At 62.5% G+C, this 18,116-nt stretch carries 15 protein-coding genes; 10 read left to right on the top strand and 5 right to left on the bottom strand.

Annotated features, from left to right (window positions below; genetic code table 11):
- Positions 1-2: 2 nt before the first annotated feature.
- The 5 genes from P0D70_RS03350 (at position 3) to P0D70_RS03330 (ending at position 5,738) form a co-directional block, all read left to right on the top strand.
- Positions 3-1,313 (top strand): CaiB/BaiF CoA transferase family protein, encoded by a 1,311-nt coding sequence (locus tag P0D70_RS03350; protein ID WP_408182576.1) that lies wholly within the window; start codon positions 3-5, stop codon positions 1,311-1,313.
- A complete protein-coding gene (locus P0D70_RS03345) occupies positions 1,306-2,445 on the top strand; it encodes an acyl-CoA dehydrogenase family protein (RefSeq protein WP_177205162.1) in 1,140 nt (379 codons plus the stop codon). Before P0D70_RS03350 ends, P0D70_RS03345 begins: the two co-directional genes overlap by 8 nt.
- 30 nt (positions 2,446-2,475) lie before the next feature.
- A complete protein-coding gene (locus P0D70_RS03340) occupies positions 2,476-3,225 on the top strand; it encodes an electron transfer flavoprotein subunit beta/FixA family protein (RefSeq protein ID WP_408182573.1) in 750 nt (249 codons plus the stop codon).
- Positions 3,226-3,239: 14 nt separating this feature from the next.
- Positions 3,240-4,172: an electron transfer flavoprotein subunit alpha/FixB family protein gene (locus tag P0D70_RS03335; RefSeq protein ID WP_408182571.1), complete on the top strand. Its 933-nt coding sequence runs from the start codon at positions 3,240-3,242 to the stop codon at positions 4,170-4,172.
- Positions 4,173-4,295: 123 nt separating this feature from the next.
- A complete protein-coding gene (locus tag P0D70_RS03330) occupies positions 4,296-5,738 on the top strand; it encodes a purine-cytosine permease family protein (protein WP_408182569.1) in 1,443 nt (480 codons plus the stop codon).
- A 25-nt stretch (positions 5,739-5,763) separates the two neighbouring features.
- Here P0D70_RS03330 and P0D70_RS03325 read toward each other — a convergent pair whose 3' ends face one another.
- Both P0D70_RS03325 and P0D70_RS03320 read right to left on the bottom strand, forming a co-directional pair.
- Positions 5,764-7,740, bottom strand: a complete 1,977-nt coding sequence (locus P0D70_RS03325) for a putative bifunctional diguanylate cyclase/phosphodiesterase (RefSeq protein WP_408182567.1) — start codon at positions 7,738-7,740, stop codon at positions 5,764-5,766.
- A 187-nt stretch (positions 7,741-7,927) separates the two neighbouring features.
- Entirely contained in the window at positions 7,928-8,311 is a 384-nt protein-coding gene (locus P0D70_RS03320; RefSeq protein ID WP_408182565.1) for a hypothetical protein, read from the bottom strand.
- Between the two features lie 350 nt (positions 8,312-8,661).
- Between P0D70_RS03320 and P0D70_RS03315 the strand changes: the two genes are divergently transcribed.
- Complete coding sequence (locus P0D70_RS03315; RefSeq protein ID WP_006049832.1) at positions 8,662-8,940, top strand: HU family DNA-binding protein; 279 nt, start codon at positions 8,662-8,664, stop codon at positions 8,938-8,940.
- Between the two features lie 217 nt (positions 8,941-9,157).
- Here the strand turns inward: P0D70_RS03315 and P0D70_RS03310 are convergent, their stop codons facing one another.
- From P0D70_RS03310 to P0D70_RS03300, 3 genes are all read right to left on the bottom strand, one after another.
- A complete protein-coding gene (locus P0D70_RS03310; protein WP_408182563.1) occupies positions 9,158-10,276 on the bottom strand; it encodes a 3-deoxy-7-phosphoheptulonate synthase in 1,119 nt (372 codons plus the stop codon).
- A 128-nt stretch (positions 10,277-10,404) separates the two neighbouring features.
- Complete coding sequence (locus P0D70_RS03305; protein ID WP_408182561.1) at positions 10,405-11,244, bottom strand: DUF72 domain-containing protein; 840 nt, start codon at positions 11,242-11,244, stop codon at positions 10,405-10,407.
- A gap of 93 nt (positions 11,245-11,337) precedes the next feature.
- Positions 11,338-12,084, bottom strand: coding sequence for a TetR/AcrR family transcriptional regulator (locus P0D70_RS03300; protein WP_408182559.1), 747 nt, complete (start codon positions 12,082-12,084; stop codon positions 11,338-11,340).
- 294 nt (positions 12,085-12,378) lie between these two features.
- Between P0D70_RS03300 and P0D70_RS03295 the strand changes: the two genes are divergently transcribed.
- The 4 genes from P0D70_RS03295 (at position 12,379) to P0D70_RS03280 (ending at position 18,116) form a co-directional block, all read left to right on the top strand.
- Positions 12,379-13,560 carry an isovaleryl-CoA dehydrogenase gene (locus P0D70_RS03295; RefSeq protein ID WP_091807598.1) on the top strand — a complete coding sequence of 394 codons (1,182 nt, stop codon included), beginning with the start codon at positions 12,379-12,381 and terminating at the stop codon, positions 13,558-13,560.
- Positions 13,561-13,574: 14 nt separating this feature from the next.
- A complete protein-coding gene (locus P0D70_RS03290) occupies positions 13,575-15,182 on the top strand; it encodes a carboxyl transferase domain-containing protein (RefSeq protein ID WP_091807600.1) in 1,608 nt (535 codons plus the stop codon).
- A gap of 31 nt (positions 15,183-15,213) precedes the next feature.
- A complete protein-coding gene (locus P0D70_RS03285; protein ID WP_408182556.1) occupies positions 15,214-15,999 on the top strand; it encodes an enoyl-CoA hydratase/isomerase family protein in 786 nt (261 codons plus the stop codon).
- Between the two features lie 80 nt (positions 16,000-16,079).
- Positions 16,080-18,116: an acetyl/propionyl/methylcrotonyl-CoA carboxylase subunit alpha gene (locus P0D70_RS03280; protein ID WP_408182554.1), complete on the top strand. Its 2,037-nt coding sequence runs from the start codon at positions 16,080-16,082 to the stop codon at positions 18,114-18,116.

Genomic DNA, 18,116 nt, shown 5'->3' with positions numbered 1-18,116 from the left:
CGGTGCATCGTCTTCAACAGGAGTTCGCCGTGACGTTGCCTGAGTTACCCGTTTTGCCGCTCACCGGCGTGCGTATCGTCGATTTCTCGCGTGTGCTCGCCGGGCCGTTCTGCACGGCTTTGCTGGGCGATCTGGGCGCGGATGTCATCAAGGTCGAGCCGCCGGGCGGCGACGACTACCGCGCGGTGGGTCCCTTTGCGGATGGCGAGAGCGGCTTGTTCGCCGCGATGAATCGCAACAAGCGCAGCATCGTGATCGATCTGAAAACCGCCGAGGGCCGCGAGCTGGCGCAAACGCTGAGCGCCGGCGCCGACGTGGTGGTCGAAAATTTCCGGCCGGGCGTGGCGGACAAGCTGGGCATCGGCTACGCGCAACTTGCCGCGCGCAACCCGGCGCTCGTCTATGCGAGCGTGTCGGGCTTCGGCCAAACCGGTCCCGAATCGCATCGCCCTGCTTACGACATTATTTTGCAGGCCATGTGCGGCCTGATGGACGCCACCGGCTCTCCCGACGGCTCGCCGACTCTGATCGGCGAATCGGTTTCGGATGTGGTGAGCGGGTTGTTCGCCTCGTGGGGTGTGCTTGCCGCGCTGTTATCGCGCGAGAAGACCGGTAAAGGCACGCACGTCGACGTCTCGATGTTCGACGCGACGCTGAGCCTGAGCGCAACGCTGGTGGCCCGCTTTGCCGCCACCGGGATCGCGCCGCGGCGCGTCGGGAATCGTCACCCGTCGTCGGCGCCGTTCGGTGCTTTCCGCGCGCAAGACGGTTTCTATGTGGTTGCGGTGCTCAACAACAAGCTGTTCGATACCTTCGCTCACGCAATCGGCGAGCCGCAACTTTCGGGTGACCCGCGCTATGCGAGCGATGCGTCGCGCTGCGAGCACGAAGCGGAGTTGCGCGCGTGTGTCGAAGCGTGGTCGTCACAACGATCGGTCGCGGAAGTGAACCGGATTCTCGGCGCCGCCGGTATTCCGGTCGCGCCGATCCGCAACGTGCAGCAGGCGCTCGAAAGCGAACAGGCGGCCTTCCGTGGCTTGCTTACCGAGGTGCCTCGCGCCAATGGTCTTGCCGGCCCTACGCTGCGTCTGCCTTCACAGCCCGTCAAATTTTCGGCGTACGGCGGCAATCGTGTCACCGCCGCGCCGCGATTGGGCCAGCACACCGCGGAAATACTGCATACGTTCGGCCTCGACGCAGCGCGAATCGCCGAGCTGCGTAGGCAAGGTGTGTTCGGTCGCAACGGCGATGCCGCCAACAGCGCGCAATTCGCGCGTTCCGATGAACTCGCCAAGGAGAGCGACCGTGCTTAAACGAATGGGCGTCGAACAGAACGATCTGGAGATCGCCGACGCGATCGAACGCTTTGCGCAAAGCGAACTCGCGCCGCGCGCAGCCGAAGTAGACCGCGACGAAATTCCCACCACGCGTTATGTCGCGCAACTCGCCGAACTCGGTGTGATGGGTATGAACCTGCCCGAGCGGTGGGGCGGCATTGGCGCATCGCCGGTGGCGATCATTCTGTCGCTGGTCGAAATCGCGAAGGCGTGTGCGTCGACGTCGTCGATGATCGGTGCGCACTATCTCGCGACCGACTCGATTCTGATCGGTGGAGACGACAGTCTGCGTGACCGCTATTTGCCCGAAGCCGCCGTGGGCACGAAGCTCGGCGCGTTTGCGCTGACCGAACCGCGCGCCGGTTCGAATCCCGCCGACATGGCGACTCGCGCGACGCGCGAGGGCGACGGCTACCGGATTCGCGGCGTGAAGCATTTCATCTCGAACGCTCAGGCGGCGGACTTCATCGTCGTCTATGCGAAGACGGATCCGGACGCGGGCGCGCGCGGCATCAGCGCGTTCGTGGTCGACCGGTATAGCGCGGGCGTGGACGTGGCGCCGGCCGAAAAGCTGATGGGCATTCGCGGCGCGCCGGCGCACGAGATCGCTTTCGACTGTTTCGTGCCGGCCGCGAATCGGCTCGGCGCCGAAGGTACGGGCTTTCGCACGGCGATGAAAGTGCTCGACAACAGCCGGCTCGATGTCGCCGCAACGAGCCTGGGGATTGCCGAGGCCGCGCTCGCGAGCGCGGTGGAGTGGGCCAGGCAGCGTCAGGTGGGCGGAGAGCCGCTGTCGCGCAAGCAAGGTTTGCAATGGATGTTCGCGGACATGAAGACCCGGCTCGAGGCGGCCTGGCTCCTGACCTTGCAGGCGGCCGTGCGGCGCGCGGCGGGCGAGCCGTTCACCGATTACGCGTCGATGGCGAAGCTGTATGCATCGGAGACGGTCGGCTTCGTCACGGATACCGCCTTGCAGATTCACGGCGGTTACGGATTCACCCGCGAGATGCCGCTCGAACGGCTGGTGCGCGACGCGAGAATTCTGCGGATCTACGAGGGATCGTCGGAGATTCAGCGCACCGTGATTGCGCGGATGGTGCTGGCCTGATCGATGGAGCAGTTGCGAGAGGAGAGCGATATGAAGGTGCTGGTGGCTGTGAAGAGGGTGGTCGATTACAACGTGAAGGTTCGGGTCAAGTCGGACGGCACGGGCGTCGACATCGCGAACGTGAAGATGTCGATGAATCCGTTCGATGAGATCGCGGTTGAAGAAGCGGTGCGGTTGAAGGAAGCAGGCGTGGTTAGCGAGGTAGTGGCGGTTTCTTGCGGTATCGCGCAAACGCAGGAAACGCTGCGTACGGCGCTGGCAATCGGCGCGGATCGTGCTGTGCTGATCGAGTCGTCCGAGGAGTTACAACCCTTGGCGGTGGCCAAGCTGCTGAAGGCGCTGGTCGAGAAGGAGCAACCTTCGCTGCTTATCCTCGGTAAGCAGGCTATCGACGACGATTCGAACCAGACCGGCCAGATGCTGGCTGCGCTGGCCGGATTGCCGCAAGCGACATTTGCCTCGAAGGTTGTCGTCGCCGATGGCAAGGCGACGGTTTCGCGTGAAATAGACGGAGGCGCTGAAACGCTGTCTTTAAAGCTGCCCGCAGTCATCACGACCGACCTGCGCCTGAACGAGCCGCGCTATGTGACGCTGCCGAACATCATGAAGGCGAAGAAGAAGCCGCTGGAAACGATCAAGCCGGAAGACCTGGGTGTCGACGTCACGCCGCGCCTGAAGACGCTGAAGGTTGTCGAGCCGCCGAAGCGCTCCGCCGGTGTGAAGGTGCCGGATGTGAAGACGCTGGTCGAGAAGCTGAAGACCGAAGCCAAGGTGCTGTGAGGGAGACAGAGCAAATGACAAATCTGGTAATTGCAGAACACGACAACGCGTCGATCAAGGCCGCGACGCTGAACACGATCGCAGCGGCGCAGAAGATTGGTGGTGATATTCACGTGCTGGTCGCGGGCCACAACGCGCAGGCCGCAGCGGATGCGGCAGCGAAGATTGCAGGTGTTTCGAAGGTCCTGCTCGCCGACGCGCCGCAACTCGAAGCGGGTCTGGCAGAAAACGTCGAAGCAACGGTGCTGAACATCGCGAAGGACTACACGCACATCCTCGCTCCGGCAACGGCATACGGCAAGAACATCGCGCCGCGTATCGCCGCGAAGCTCGATGTCGCGCAGATCAGCGACATCACGGCAGTGGACAGCGCTGACACGTTCGAGCGCCCGATCTACGCAGGCAACGCGATCGCGACGGTTCAGTCTCAAGACCCGATCAAGGTCATCACAGTTCGTTCGACCGGTTTCGACGCTGTGGCAGCGGAAGGCGGCAGCGCAACGGTCGAGAAGATCGAAGCGGCAGCAGACAGCGGCATTTCACAGTTCGTGAGCCGTGAAGTGACGAAGCTGGACCGTCCGGAACTGACGTCGGCGAAGATCATCGTTTCGGGCGGCCGCGGTTTGGGCAACGGCGAGAACTACACCAAGGTTCTCGAACCGCTGGCAGACAAACTTCAAGCCGCCCTCGGCGCATCGCGCGCAGCAGTGGATGCGGGCTTCGTACCGAACGACTACCAGGTGGGACAAACCGGCAAGATCGTCGCGCCGCAACTGTATGTCGCGGTCAGCATCTCGGGAGCGATCCAGCACTTGGCCGGCATGAAAGACAGCAAAGTGATCGTCGCGATCAACAAGGACGAAGAAGCGCCGATTTTCAGCGTCGCCGATTACGGTCTCGTAAGCGATCTATTCGAAGCAGTGCCGCAATTCACGGCTGCGCTCTAGCGCGCCCCTCCGCGCTGCGCAGTCTGGCGAATCGAATAACAACAACAGACAGCCATCGATCGTCACTCAAACCGCTTTCCCATTGCTGCTGCAAGGCAGCTTAGCGAATGTCAGGAGATACACATGGCAACTTCCATTCCGCGTGCAGCGACGCCTTCGCTGATCGAGCGGCGCTCCATCGACTATATCCCCGAAGCGGAGCGCCACGGCAGTCTCGTTAGTCAGTTCACGCTGTGGTTCGGTGCGAACCTGCAGGTTACGGCGGTCGTGACCGGCGCGCTCGCGGTGGTGCTCGGCGGCGACGTCTTCTGGTCGTTGATCGGCTTGCTCGTCGGACAGATGATCGGCGGCACGGTCATGGCGTTGCATGGCGCGCAGGGTCCGCAACTCGGTTTGCCGCAGATGATTTCGAGCCGCGTGCAGTTCGGCGTCTATGGCGCGATCATTCCGCTCACGCTGGTGTGCGTGATGTACGTGGGCTTTTCCGCGGGCGGTACCGTGCTTGCCGGGCAGGCGATCGGGCAGTTGCTGCATGTCGAGAACACCATGGCGATCGTCATCTTCGCCGGGTTGATCGCCTTGCTGACCGCACTCGGCTATCGCACCATTCACGCGATGGGCCGTATGTCGAGCATCGTCGGCGTGCTGGCGTTTCTTTATCTGTTCGCCAGTCTGCTGCATGGGCACGATATCGGCGTGCTGTTGAACAACCGGCACTTTACGCTCGGCTCGTTTCTGCTCGCCGTGTCGTTGTCGGCTTCATGGCAGATCGCATACGGTCCATACGTTGCCGATTATTCGCGCTATCTGCCGCGTGCCACTTCGGCACTGAAGACGTTCTGGGCGGTCGGCCTCGGTTCCGTGATCGGCGCGCAGGTCTCGATGGTGTTCGGTGTTTTCGCCGCGGCGCTGGCGGGTAATCGTTTCGCGGGGCACGAGGTGTCGTTCATCGTCGGACTGGGCGCGAGCGGCATGCTCGCAGCCGTGCTGTACTTCACGATCGCATTGGGTAAGCTCACGATCACCACGCTCAATGCCTATGGCAGTGTGATGTCGGTGGCGACCATCATGACCGGCTTCGGCGGCCAACGGTCGATTTCGAGCCGCACGCGCCTTGTCTTCATTTTCCTGATGGTGGGTGCATCGACGGGGCTTGCGCTGGCGGGACATCACGCGTTTCTGAAGGAATTCACTGCATTTCTGCTCTTTCTACTCGCCTTCTTCACGCCGTGGAGCGCCATCAATCTGGTCGACTACTATTTCGTGACCCGGGAGCGCTACGACGTGCCGGCGCTGTTCGATCCGCACGGCCGCTATGGCCGCTGGAATATGACGGGCATCGCGGTGTACGCATTCGGTGTTCTGATCCAGATGCCGTTCATCGCGACGAGTTTCTATACCGGCGGCTTGGTGGAAGCGCTGGGCGGGGTCGATATTTCGTGGATCGTCGGATTGGCCGCGCCTGCATTGCTGTACTACTTCGCAGCACGAGCCAAAAGGGCTGACATTCCCGAGCAGATGATTCTGCCGCATGAACTTGGCGGCGTGGACGGCGTGCGGCAATAGAGCAGGGCGCCGAGACGCGCGGGCTCTATTGCTCCAGCATTTGCACGGCATGGTCGTGCCCACGCGGCGCCTGCAAATACGCGGCAATGGCGCTCGCCCGCATCGGCCGGCTGAACAGATAACCCTGCACCGCGCGAGCGCCGAGTGCTTTGACGACCTCGACTTGCGACACCGTCTCGAGTCCCTCCACGACGCATTCGAGGCCGAGGTTCCTGCACAGGTCGAGCACCGACTTGACGATCTTTTTCGATGCGCTGTTGGAATCCACGTCCGTCATGAAACTGCGGTCGATCTTGATCGTATCGAAGGGCAGGCGATGCACGTAGCTAAGACTTGAATAGCCGGTGCCGAAATCGTCGAGCGATACCCGGCAGCCGGCTTTCTTGATCATGGTGAGCGAACAACGGGCCTGTTCGAAATCACGCGTCACCGCGGTTTCGGTGATTTCGAACGACACGCGATGCGGCGGCACACCGCTTGCCATGACGATATCGATCAGACGGCGGGCGCGTGCCGAGGTGCAGATATCGATCGCCGACAGATTGAACGACAGGTAGAGCTCCGACGGCCAGCGCGCCACTTCGTCGAGTGCTTTGTGCAGCAGCACTTCCGTGATGCGTAGAATCAGTTCGGTACGCTCGGCAATCCGAATGAATTCTTCCGGTCTGACGGCGCCGAGCCGTGCGTTATGCCAGCGGCCGAGCGCTTCCATGCCGATGGTGCGTTGCGTGAGCACGTCGTAGATCGGCTGAAACTCCAGGAACAGTTCCGACTCGAGATCCGCATGGCGAAGCTCCTGGGTGACGAGGCTCGAGCGGCGGATCCGCGTTTCATGTTCGGTCGAGAAAATGACCGGGGTGCCGCGCTGGCTTTCCTTGCCCGCGTATAGCGCCGCGTCGGCGCGTTCGAACACTTGCGCGACCGTCGTGCCGGCTTCGGGGAACGCGGCCCAGCCGATGGTGCCCGACAGTTCGGCAACGTTGCCGGCGATCCGGTAGGGCTGACTGAGCGCCCCGCAAATACGCTCGCCCAATTCGACGAGCGTCGCGTTCGCCAGTTTGTGCTGTGCGAGCACGCCGAACTCATCGCCGCCGAGGCGCGCGAAGAAAATGCCGGGCTCGGCGAGCGACAACAGGCGTGCGCCGACTTCCTGCAGGACGAGATCGCCGCTGGCGTGGCCGTAGATGTCGTTGACCTGTTTGAAGCCGTCAAGATCGATCAGGCCGACATTGAATCCGCCGCCGCTGCCGAGCGCGTGCTCGGACAACGCGCGCAGCGAGGCGAAGAAACTGCGCCGGTTGGGCAGGTCGGTCAGGCTGTCGATGCTCGCGAGCCAGAAGTTGTCGTCGCTCAGGCGCTGCGTTTTCTGCTGGCTCGCCTGCAACTCGCGCTGTGCATGCACCACATCGGCGAATGTCCGGCAATACAGTTGAATGATAAAGACGAGCGCGACACCCACCAGTGTCATATCGACAGCCATCGCGATGAAAACGGGATAGCCGGTAAAAACCAGAAAAGTGGAGAAGCTTAGGATGACGATCGACAGCAGCAACATGGCCGCCGCGCGCAGGTGCATCAGGCAGAACACGCAGCCGACTACCGTGGTCGCCATGTAAAACGCGACTTGCGTCTGTTCGTAGGCGGTGCCGTAGGGAAACAGGAGCAACGACCAGCTGCTGAACGCAACGGCGAAGAGGCCGGCCAGCCAGGTGAGCTTGCGCAGTTCGGACACCGCTCTGTCGTCGGTCAGAACGCGGTGCCGGAGTTGCCACCATCGTATGCATCGGACGACGCAGATGGCGCACAGCGCCGCCGGAAAGTAGATCGCCAACCACGCAGGCGCGCAACTTATATGCGTAATGGCGACCGTCGTCGTGTTGACCAGGAGAATGAAGTAGAGAAGCGGGACCTGGTGGCCAAATGCGTCGAGCTGCGAGCGCACGAGTTCGGGGTCGCGTTTAGCGACCGACAGCGCATCCCTGAATTGGGTTAGCAGAACCATTCCCGTCCTTTTTTAAACGTTTGCGCTGCACTCGCAGCTTGGTATATCGGCAGGACAGGTGGGATCTTAAGGACACCTTGAACGAAATCGAATCCCGGTGCGAACGAGCGGTAAGTTCGACCGTAAAACGCTGCGCGATCCGTCATTTATGCCGAATCGAAGGTGGCGCAAATGACAGGTTCGCGTATCAAAGTGCAGGACACGAAAGTACACGCTGAGGCTCCAGGGTTGTGCCCGGTTGGCCGTTTTGAGCCTGCGTGCCTTGCGGCGGGGTGGAGACGAGACGTACGGCATTCACGCCGGCATTTGCCAGCACATATTTTTCGGGGCTGTTTTCAGGTTGCCAATAAGCCCGGAAAGTGCCGCCATCGCCGAAAACCAGCAGCTTGCCGTGGACGGTTCCGGCATGGCTCACCAGGTCGACGGGTTCGCCGTCACGCACCTGAAAGCTCTGCGGCGACCCGGAATGTGCCGCGCCGACCAGGGTGGCGCAGGCTTTGTCGCCGGCTGCGAAGGCTGCGCACGAGGTCACAGCGAGGAGCGCACATGTTGCAATATGGCGAAATTTCATTTTTTTATTCCTCCCGGATTCTTGATTGCGGACCTCTCGTCCTGACAATTTTAGAAACTCTCTAATCCACCATAACATAGTAAAAAAGGCCGCCGGCCAAGGTTCGCGCAGCGCTAAATCACTGAAATTGCAACGGATTGTGATAGCGGGAGAATACGCATGGAGCGCGATAAATGCCTAAGCGCGCGATTCTTATGGCACTTTGCAGGAAAAAATCGTCAAATTCCCTGTGGGCGGGTGATACAAGCCTTACACCCAAGGTTTGCGCGAACCGGCGCCTATGCGTTAGTGTGTCGGTCCCGGCGCGACAGACGTGGCGCCGGTTCCATGATTACCATACGGGAAGTGCTATGAACAAACAGGAACTGATTGATGCAGTCGCCGCAGCGACGGGCGAAAGCAAAGCGGCCACCGGCCAAACCATCGACGCGATCGTCGAAGCGGTGACCAAGGCCGTGGTGGGTGGCGATACGGTGCAACTGGTCGGTTTCGGTTCTTTCTCGACTGGCGCCCGCGCAGCACGCGTCGGCCGCAATCCGTCGACCGGTGCGGAGATCCAGATCGCGGCTGCCAAGACGGTGAAGTTCACCGCTGGCAAGGCGTTCAAGGAAGCCGTCAACGCGTCGTAATGCAACGCGCTTCACGCCGGAGCATCCACGCGCGCTGCCGTGGCGCGCGGCGGGCGATGCATCGGGTGTGAGGAATCACGCGCTGCCCAACCCCGGTCAGATGGATCAACCGGCGGATGGTGCGGCGCGTGTGTTTTTGAGCCGACCCCCAACGGGACTTTCCGCAGGGGTGTTCGACGCAGGGCGTGCTCGAAGCAGCGCCTGCGCCCCGGCGCACTCAGCCCGCGCGGCGTTTGCGGGTGGCCTCGGCGAGCGTCTCGAGCGCCGGCTCGGTCTGCGCCCAACTGACGCAGGCATCCGTAATGGATACGCCGCGACGCAACGGCACACCGGGCTTCAGATCCTGGCGGCCTTCTTCCAGATGACTTTCCAGCATGACGCCGATAATGCGGCGCTCGCGCTGCGACAATTGCTGCGCGATATCCTGCACGACCTCCAGCTGACGCAAATGCGATTTGCCCGAGTTCGCATGCGAACAGTCGATCATGACCTGCTCGCGCAACCCCGCTGATTTGAGCGCCACGCAGGTGGCTTCCACCGACGCGCTGTCGTAGTTCGGCCCTTTCTTGCCGCCGCGCAGGATCACGTGCGCGTCGTCGTTGCCGCGCGTTTCGAAGATCGCGGCCATGCCCATTTTCGTCATGCCCATGAATGCGTGGCTCGCGCGCGCGGCGACGATCGCGTCCGCGGCGACCTGTACGCCGCCGTCCGTGCCATTCTTGAAGCCGATCGGGCAACTCAGTCCGGAAGCCAGTTGACGATGGCTCTGGCTCTCCGTCGTGCGCGCGCCGATCGCGCCCCAGGCGATGAGATCGGCGATGTATTGCGGGCTGAGCAGGTCGAGAAATTCGGTGGCCGTGGACAAGCCGAGGCCGTTGATGTCGAGCAGCAGTTGCCGTGCAAGACGCAGACCTTCATTGATGCGGAAACTGCCGTCGAGCCGCGGGTCGTTGATATAGCCTTTCCAGCCGACGGTAGTACGCGGCTTCTCGAAGTAGACCCGCATCACGATCAGGAGATCGTTCTTGTAGGTGTCGGCGGCGGCCTTCAGCTTGCGCGCGTATTCGATCGCCTGGTCGTGGTCGTGAATCGAACACGGTCCGACGATCATCACGAGCCGGTCGTCACGGCCATGCAGAATGTCGGCGATTTCCGCGCGGGTCTTCTCGACCAGCGTCTGCACCGAAGGCGGCGTAGGCAATTCGTCCTGCAACAGGGCAGGGGAAATCAACGGACGTACCGCGCCGATCCGAACGTCGTCGATGCGCGTGGTGTCCTGGGTGGCGTCGGCCGAGCCGACTTCCTGATCGTGCAAAGGATTGTCGATGGCGCTCAAAATGTTCTCCCGGACCTTGATGGTGAGGCGGCCTCGCGGCCTGACTGCGTGAGTGTGGGTGCGTCGATGCTGGCTGTCTTCGCTGCCGGGATTATGACACTCGCGTGCTGCGGCCGGGACGGCACGCGTCAAAGGCGTTTGATCAAGGCCATGGCGGCGGCCGGATTGCGCTCCTTGAAGCCGCTGATCACGTAGAGATAGACATCGCGTGCGCCTGTTTTTGCGGGTGCTTCCGCTGAGGTTTCCAGATCGTCCGGTGTCGCGCCCGCTGCCAGTTGCCGCGCGCGTTCCGCCCATGCTTCCAACGCTTTGGTCGAATAACCGTTGGCCTGTTTGTCCGTCGTGCCCATGATGCGCGCGTAGACGAAGGGCGCGGTGATGTCGGCGATCTGCGGGTATTCGCTGTCGCCAGCGAGGACGATGGCGACTTTGTGTTTGCGTGCGAGCGCGACGAATTCCGGCGTCTTGAAGGTGTCGTTGCGCACTTCGATCGCATGCCTGAGCTTCTGGCCTTCGATGCTGGCGGGCAGCAACTTCAGAAAGGCTTCGAAGTCTTCGTTGTCGAATTTTTTGGTAGGTGCGAATTGCCAGTTGATCGGGCCGAGTTTCTGTTTGAGCAGCAGCACACCGCTGCCGAAAAAGCGTTCGATGGTTTCACCCGCGTCCGCGAGGACTTTTCGGTTGGTCGCGTAACGCGGCGCCTTCAGTGAAAAGACGAAATCGTCCGGCGTTTCCTGATACCACTTCTCATAGCTCGCCGGTTTCTGCAAACCGTAAAACGTGCCGTTGATTTCAATCGATGTGAGATTCCTGCTCGCGTATTCGAGTTCGCGGCTTTGCGTGAGGTCGTCGGGGTAGAAGGTGCCGCGCCAGGGCGCATAGGTCCAGCCGCCTATACCGATGCGGATGTTCGTCGTTTTGGTGGCCTTCGCGGTTTTTGTGGTTTTTACGGCGGGTTCTTTCGGCACTTGGGCTCTCCATCTGGCTTCGCAGGGGAAGCAGTAGATTAGCCGCTTTTTCGCCAAATAACGCGTAAGTCCGGAGAACCGGAAGCGCGCCTGCTATTCGCCGCTTCGCGACGCGTCTGCCGCTTGACGCGCGGCCTCTTCGAACCGCCGGTTCGCTTCCGCCACTTCCGCCCTGAACTGCCGCAACGCGTTCACCGCCAGGTCGGGCGGCGTGAGCGCGGCCCACAACACGTCGATGAGCCGGTCCGCGGTCGCATCGATATCGATGTGCCGGTTCGCGAGCGTGGCGTCCCACAGCACGTGCTCCATTGGGCCGAACACCATCGAGCGCAGCAAGCGCAAGGGCATGTCGGCGCGAATCTGGCCGCTCTCCTGGCCTTGCGCGAGCACGCGCATCAACGGTGCGGTATAGCGGCGCTGCAACTCGGTGAGCGCCTCGCTCAATTCATGGTGGCGGGCCCGTCCTTCGGACAACACCAGCGCGCACAGATCGGTGCCGTTTACGAGCATCAACCGCAAGTGCGTGCGAACAATGAACGCGAACTGCTGGCGCACATTGCCGTCGCGCGGCAAGCCGGATTCGATCGCTTCGATGATCTCGTCGTACCAGTCGCCGATCACCCGGGCGCACAACTCGCGTTTGCCGCGGAAATAGCTGAACACGGTCGCCTCGGAAATGCCCAGGCGCTGCGCGATCTCGGCCGTTGTCGCGCGCTCGTAGCCCTTTTCGGAGAACACGTCGCGCCCCGCCTGAAGGATCTCCTTCACGCGTTGCTGCGACTTGCGCCCGGCCGGCTGGCGGCGCGAGGCGGGTAACTCGGCCTTCGTGGCAACCGTCATATGAGTCCAGTTCAGATTTGTTGGTCGAATTCGGCGGGAAAGCCTGCCGATTGACCCCGTGACGCCGATGCTAACACGCCATTTCAGCCTTGTAGAGGGTTCGGCCAGTTTCTGAGTGATACTCAAAAATATCTATTGACGCTTACGTAAATCTGGCGTGAAATGCGGCTTGAACGTTGCGCTTCGTGCGGGACGATAAAGGCGGGTCCACCGGTCCGCCACCGTCCGCTGAGCCGCATCCGGACCAGCCGCCGCCCCAAGGCCGGCCGCCAACGAACTCCTGGAGACACAGCAATGAGCAACCTGCCCGGTTTGCAATTCCCGCTCGGCGAAGAAATCGAAATGCTGCGCGACAGCATCGCGGGATTCGCTGCCAAAGAAATCGCCCCGCGTGCCGCGGAAATCGATCGCACGGATCAGTTTCCCATGGACCTGTGGCGCAAGTTCGGCGATCTTGGCGTGCTCGGCATGACGGTCTCGGAGGAGTACGGCGGCGCGAACATGGGCTACACGGCGCATATGATCGCCATGGAGGAGATCTCGCGCGCTTCGGCTTCGGTCGGTCTCTCGTACGGCGCGCATTCGAATCTGTGCGTCAACCAGATTCATCGCAACGGCACAGAAGCGCAGAAGCAGAAGTACTTGCCCAAGCTCGTGTCGGGCGAACACATCGGCGCGCTTGCCATGAGCGAGCCGAACGCGGGGTCGGACGTCGTCAGCATGAAGCTGCGCGCCGAGAAGAAGGGCGATCACTACGTGCTCAACGGCACGAAAATGTGGATCACCAACGGCCCGGATTGCGACACGCTGGTCGTCTACGCCAAAACCGATCCCGAAGCGAATTCGCGCGGTATCACCGCGTTTATCGTCGAGAAGGGCATGAAGGGTTTCTCGGTGGCGCAGAAACTCGACAAGCTCGGCATGCGCGGCTCGCATACCGGCGAACTGGTGTTCCAGGACGTGGAAGTGCCGGAGGAAAACATTCTCGGCCAGCTAAACGGCGGCGCTAAGGTGCTGATGAGCGGCCTCGACTACGAACGCGCCGTGCTCGCGGGCGGCCCGACGGGCATCATGGTCGCGGTCATGGACGCGGTCGTGCCGTACATTCACGACCGCAAGCAGTTCGGTCAGCCGATCGGCGAATTCCAGCTCATTCAAGGCAAGGTGGCCGATCTCTACACCACGTTGCAGGCATGTCGAGCCTATCTTTACGCAGTGGGCCGCCAGCTCGATACGCTCGGCAAGGAACATGTGCGCCAGGTGCGCAAAGACTGCGCGGGCGTGATCCTCTATACCGCGGAAAAAGCCACGTGGATGGCGGGCGAGGCGATCCAGATTCTCGGCGGCAACGGCTATATCAACGAGTATCCGGTCGGCCGTTTGTGGCGCGACGCGAAGCTCTATGAAATCGGCGCGGGCACGAGCGAAATCCGCCGCATGCTGATCGGCCGCGAACTGTTTGCCGAGACGGTCTGAAGGAGACGCCCGCCATGCCGATCATCGAATCAAAGCTGAATCCGCGCTCGGACGACTTCCGCGCCAATGCGGCAGCGCTCGAAGCGCTGGTCGCCGACCTTCGCGCGAAAGTCGAAAAACTCGCGCTGGGCGGTGGTCAGGCGGCGCGCGACAAACACACGGGCCGCGGCAAACTGCTGCCGCGCGATCGCATCGCGCAACTGCTCGATCCCGGCACGCCGTTTCTCGAGTTCTCGCAACTCGCGGCTTACGGCATGTATCACAACGATGCGCCCGGCGCGGGCGTCATCACCGGGATTGGCCGGATTGCGGGGCAGGAGTGCGTGATCGTCTGCAACGATGCGACGGTCAAGGGTGGCACCTACTATCCCGTCACCGTCAAAAAGCACGTGCGGGCGCAGGAAATCGCCGCTGAAAATCATTTGCCCTGTGTGTATCTGGTCGACTCGGGCGGCGCGAATCTGCCGAACCAGGACGACGTGTTTCCGGACCGCGATCATTTCGGCCGCATCTTTTACAACCAGGCGAATCTGTCCGCCGCGGGCATTCCGCAGATCGCCGTCGTGATGGGGTCTTGTACCGCGGGCGGTGCGTATGTGCCGGCCATGAGCGACGAGTCGATCATCGTCAAGAATCAGGGGACGATTTTTCTGGGCGGTCCGCCGCTCGTGAAAGCGGCCACCGGCGAAGTGGTCAGCGCGGAAGATCTCGGCGGCGGCGATGTGCATACGCGTCTGTCGGGCGTGGTCGATCATCTCGCGCAAAACGACGCGCATGCGCTCGGGATTGCGCGCAGTATCGTCGGCAATCTGAATCGCAGCAAGCAGGTGCCGGTTGCGTTGCAGGAGCCGAAGCCGCCGCGCTACGACGTAAAGAGCATGTACGGCGTGATTCCCGTGGATACGCGCAAGCCATTCGACATTCGCGAGGTGATCGCGCGTATCGTCGACGACTCCGCGTTCGACGAATTCAAGGCACGCTACGGCACCACGCTCGTGTGCGGTTTCGCGCATATCTGGGGACATCCGGTCGGCATCATCGCGAATAACGGCATTCTGTTTTCGGAGTCCGCGCTCAAGGGTGCGCACTTCATCGAGTTGTGCTGCCAGCGCAAGATTCCGCTGGTGTTCCTGCAGAACATCACCGGCTTCATGGTGGGCCGCAAATACGAAAACGAAGGCATTGCGCGCAACGGCGCGAAGATGGTGACGGCGGTGGCCACGGCCAAGGTGCCGAAGTTCACGGTGATCATCGGCGGATCGTTCGGTGCGGGCAATTACGGCATGTGCGGCCGCGCGTATTCGCCGCGCTTTCTGTGGATGTGGCCGAACGCGCGCATCTCGGTGATGGGCGGCGAGCAGGCGGCGTCGGTACTGGCCACGGTGAAGCGCGACGGCATTGAAGGCAAGGGCGGTGCGTGGAGCGCGGAAGAAGAAGAAGCGTTCAAGCAGCCGATCCGCGATCAATACGAACATCAGGGCCACCCGTACTATGCCAGCGCGCGCCTGTGGGACGACGGCGTGATCGATCCGGCGCAAACGCGCGACGTGCTCGGTCTCGGTCTGTCGGCCGCAATGAACGCGCCGATCGAAGACACGCGTTTCGGCGTGTTCAGAATGTGACGATGCGCGAGAAAGCGCGGGAGCTGCGACGATGCAATACGAAACACTGACGGTCGAATTCGCCGGACAGATCGCCACGGTCACATTGAATCGGCCGGACGTGCGCAACGCGTTCAACGAAACGATGATCGCCGAAGTGACCTCGGCCTTCACGGCGCTCAACGATCGCGACGACGTGCGCGCGGTGGTGCTCGCCGCGAACGGCAAGGCGTTCTGCGCGGGCGCCGATCTGAACTGGATGAAGAAGATGGCCGGTTACTCGGACGACGAGAACCGTGCCGATGCAATGCTGCTGGCAAACATGCTGTCGTCGATCTATCGCTGCAACAAGCCGGTGATCGCGCGCGTGAACGGCGACGCGTACGCGGGCGGCATGGGTTTGATCTCGGCGTGCGACATCGTGGTGGCCGTTGAAAACGCGCGCTTTTGCCTTTCGGAAGCGCGCCTCGGTCTGATTCCGGCCACCATCGCGCCGTACGTGATTCGTGCGCTGGGCGAGCAGGCGTCGCGCCGCTATTTCACCACCGCCGAGCAGTTCGATTGCGCAACGGCGTTGCGCCTCGGACTGGTCAGTGAAGCCGTCAGCGTGGAGCAACTCGACGCCACCGTGCGGCAGATTGCCGAGACGCTCTGCGCCAACGGTCCGCAGGCGGTACGCGCGTGCAAGCAACTCGTGCAGGATATCGCGGGCCACGAGTTGAACGACGCGATGATCGAAGACACGGCGGCGCGCATCGCGCGCACGCGTGCCGGCGCCGAAGGGCGCGAGGGCGTGGCGTCGTTCCTCGAAAAACGCCCGCCCGCCTGGCGTAACTAACGCATCCATTCCAGGGCGCGCGCAGCGCCTTGACCAGAACAACAGCCCCGATAAAACGGCACACTTCATCGAGACACTTCATGTTCAACAAGATCCTGATTGCCAACCGGGGCGAGATTGCGTGCCGCGTCGCCGCGACCTGCAAGCGGCTCGGCATTGCGAGCGTGGCCGTCTATTCCGATGCGGACGCCAACGCGAAGCACGTGGCCGCCTGTGACGAGGCCGTGCATATCGGCGGTTCGACGGCGGCGGAAAGCTATCTGCGCGTCGAACGCATCATCGAAGCCGCGCGCGCCACCGGCGCGCAGGCGGTGCATCCGGGCTACGGCTTCCTGTCGGAGAACGAAGCTTTCGCTCATGCGTGCGAGGCCGCCGGCATCGTTTTCATCGGACCGCCGGTCGAGGCGATTGCGGCGATGGGCTCGAAAGCCGCCGCGAAGGCGCTGATGCACGCGGCCGCCGTGCCGCTCGTGCCGGGCTATCACGGCGACGATCAGGATCCGCAACTGCTGCACCGCGAGGCCGATGCGATCGGTTATCCGGTGCTGCTCAAAGCTAGCGCCGGTGGCGGCGGCAAGGGCATGCGCGTGGTCGAGCGCAGCGAGGATTTCGCGGCGGCGCTGGCTTCGTGCAAGCGGGAAGCGGCGAGCAGCTTCGGCAATGATCGCGTGCTGATCGAAAAGTATCTGACGCGGCCGCGCCATGTGGAAGTGCAGGTGTTCGCGGACAGTCACGGCGGCGCTGTCTATCTGTTCGACCGCGATTGCTCTGTGCAGCGGCGTCACCAGAAAGTGCTGGAAGAAGCGCCAGCGCCCGGCTTGCCCGCTGAAATCAAGCGCGAAATGGGCGAGGCCGCGGTGGCCGCCGCGCGCGCGGTGAATTACGTCGGTGCGGGCACGGTCGAATTCATCATGACCAGCACGGGCGAATTCTATTTCATGGAAATGAATACGCGCCTGCAGGTCGAGCATCCGGTCACGGAAATGGTCACCGGTCAGGACCTCGTGGCATGGCAACTGCGCGTCGCCGCCGGCGAACCGCTGCCGCTCACGCAGGAACAGTTGAAGATCGACGGTCACGCCATCGAAGCGCGTATCTACGCAGAGCACCCGGCGCGTGGTTTCCTGCCGTCCACAGGCACGCTCAAGCATTTGCGCATGCCGGAAGGCGTGGAGTTCGCGATCGATGCGGCAGGTCTTGGCGAGCCGGGACGCAAGGCGCCGGTGCGTATCGACAGCGGCGTGCGTGAGGGCGACACCATCACGCCGTTCTACGATCCGATGATTGCGAAGCTGATCGTGCACGGCGCCACGCGTGAAGAGGCGCTCGCGCGTCTGAGCCGCGCGCTGCATGCGTGCGAGGTGGTCGGCCCGCACACCAACATCGAGTTCCTGCAAAGCATCGTGGCTAGCGAGCCGTTTGCAACCGGCGATCTCGATACGGGCTTGATCGAGCGTCATCACGACGCCTTGTTCGCGCCGCGCAAGAAGCCATACAAGGAAGCGCTGGCGCTCGCTTGCGCAGCGCTGCTCACGCGCGAGGGCGGCACGGCGCACGGCGCGTCGCCGTGGGATGCGTTGTCGCACTGGCGGCTGAATGGCGGCTATACGCAGACGCTCGGCTGGCGCGACATGGACAGCAGCGGCGATCACGCAAGCCTGTTCACGGTCGCGTTCGCGCGCGACGGCAGCACGCAAACGCTCGAACACGACGGCGTGCGCGAGGACTTCAGCTGGTCGAACGGCAGCGGCCCGCATGAATTCCGCGCGACGATCGGGGATGCGCGGGCAACGGGCCGCGTATTCGTCGACGGCGATACGTTCCATGTGTTTTGCCTCGGCGAAGCGCTCGCGTTCGAATGGCAAAACCTGCTCGCACACGCTGCGGACGCCGAAGGCGGCGAAGGCCGTCTGACCGCGCCGATGCCGGGCAAGGTGATCGCGGTGCTGGTGGAACCGGGCACGGTGGTGGAGAAGGGCACGCCGCTGATCGTGATGGAAGCGATGAAGATGGAGCACACCATCGGTGCGCCGGCTGCCGGTACGGTTTCGGAGGTGCTGTATTCAGTCGGCGATCAGGTTGCCGACGGCGCGCAGCTTCTGGTGCTGGATGTGTAG

The sequence above is a fragment of the Paraburkholderia sp. RL17-381-BIF-C genome, from assembly GCF_046026435.1.
GTDB lineage: Bacteria > Pseudomonadota > Gammaproteobacteria > Burkholderiales > Burkholderiaceae > Paraburkholderia.
The sequence above is the reverse complement of the archived record's forward strand: the minus strand, read 5'-3'. Positions and strand labels throughout refer to the sequence as shown.

What these genes read in the sequence shown, in the direction of transcription:
- P0D70_RS03340 (WP_408182573.1), top strand. Translation starts at nt 2,476, where the DNA reads ATGAAGGTGCTGGTGGCTGTGAAGAGGGTGGTCGATTACAACGTGAAG.
- P0D70_RS03335 (WP_408182571.1), top strand. Translation starts at nt 3,240, where the DNA reads ATGACAAATCTGGTAATTGCAGAACACGACAACGCGTCGATCAAGGCC.
- P0D70_RS03330 (WP_408182569.1), top strand. Translation starts at nt 4,296, where the DNA reads ATGGCAACTTCCATTCCGCGTGCAGCGACGCCTTCGCTGATCGAGCGG.
- P0D70_RS03325 (WP_408182567.1), bottom strand. Translation starts at nt 7,740, where the DNA reads ATGGTTCTGCTAACCCAATTCAGGGATGCGCTGTCGGTCGCTAAACGC.
- P0D70_RS03320 (WP_408182565.1), bottom strand. Translation starts at nt 8,311, where the DNA reads ATGAAATTTCGCCATATTGCAACATGTGCGCTCCTCGCTGTGACCTCG.
- P0D70_RS03315 (WP_006049832.1), top strand. Translation starts at nt 8,662, where the DNA reads ATGAACAAACAGGAACTGATTGATGCAGTCGCCGCAGCGACGGGCGAA.
- P0D70_RS03300 (WP_408182559.1), bottom strand. Translation starts at nt 12,084, where the DNA reads ATGACGGTTGCCACGAAGGCCGAGTTACCCGCCTCGCGCCGCCAGCCG.
- P0D70_RS03295 (WP_091807598.1), top strand. Translation starts at nt 12,379, where the DNA reads ATGAGCAACCTGCCCGGTTTGCAATTCCCGCTCGGCGAAGAAATCGAA.
- P0D70_RS03290 (WP_091807600.1), top strand. Translation starts at nt 13,575, where the DNA reads ATGCCGATCATCGAATCAAAGCTGAATCCGCGCTCGGACGACTTCCGC.
- P0D70_RS03285 (WP_408182556.1), top strand. Translation starts at nt 15,214, where the DNA reads ATGCAATACGAAACACTGACGGTCGAATTCGCCGGACAGATCGCCACG.
- P0D70_RS03280 (WP_408182554.1), top strand. Translation starts at nt 16,080, where the DNA reads ATGTTCAACAAGATCCTGATTGCCAACCGGGGCGAGATTGCGTGCCGC.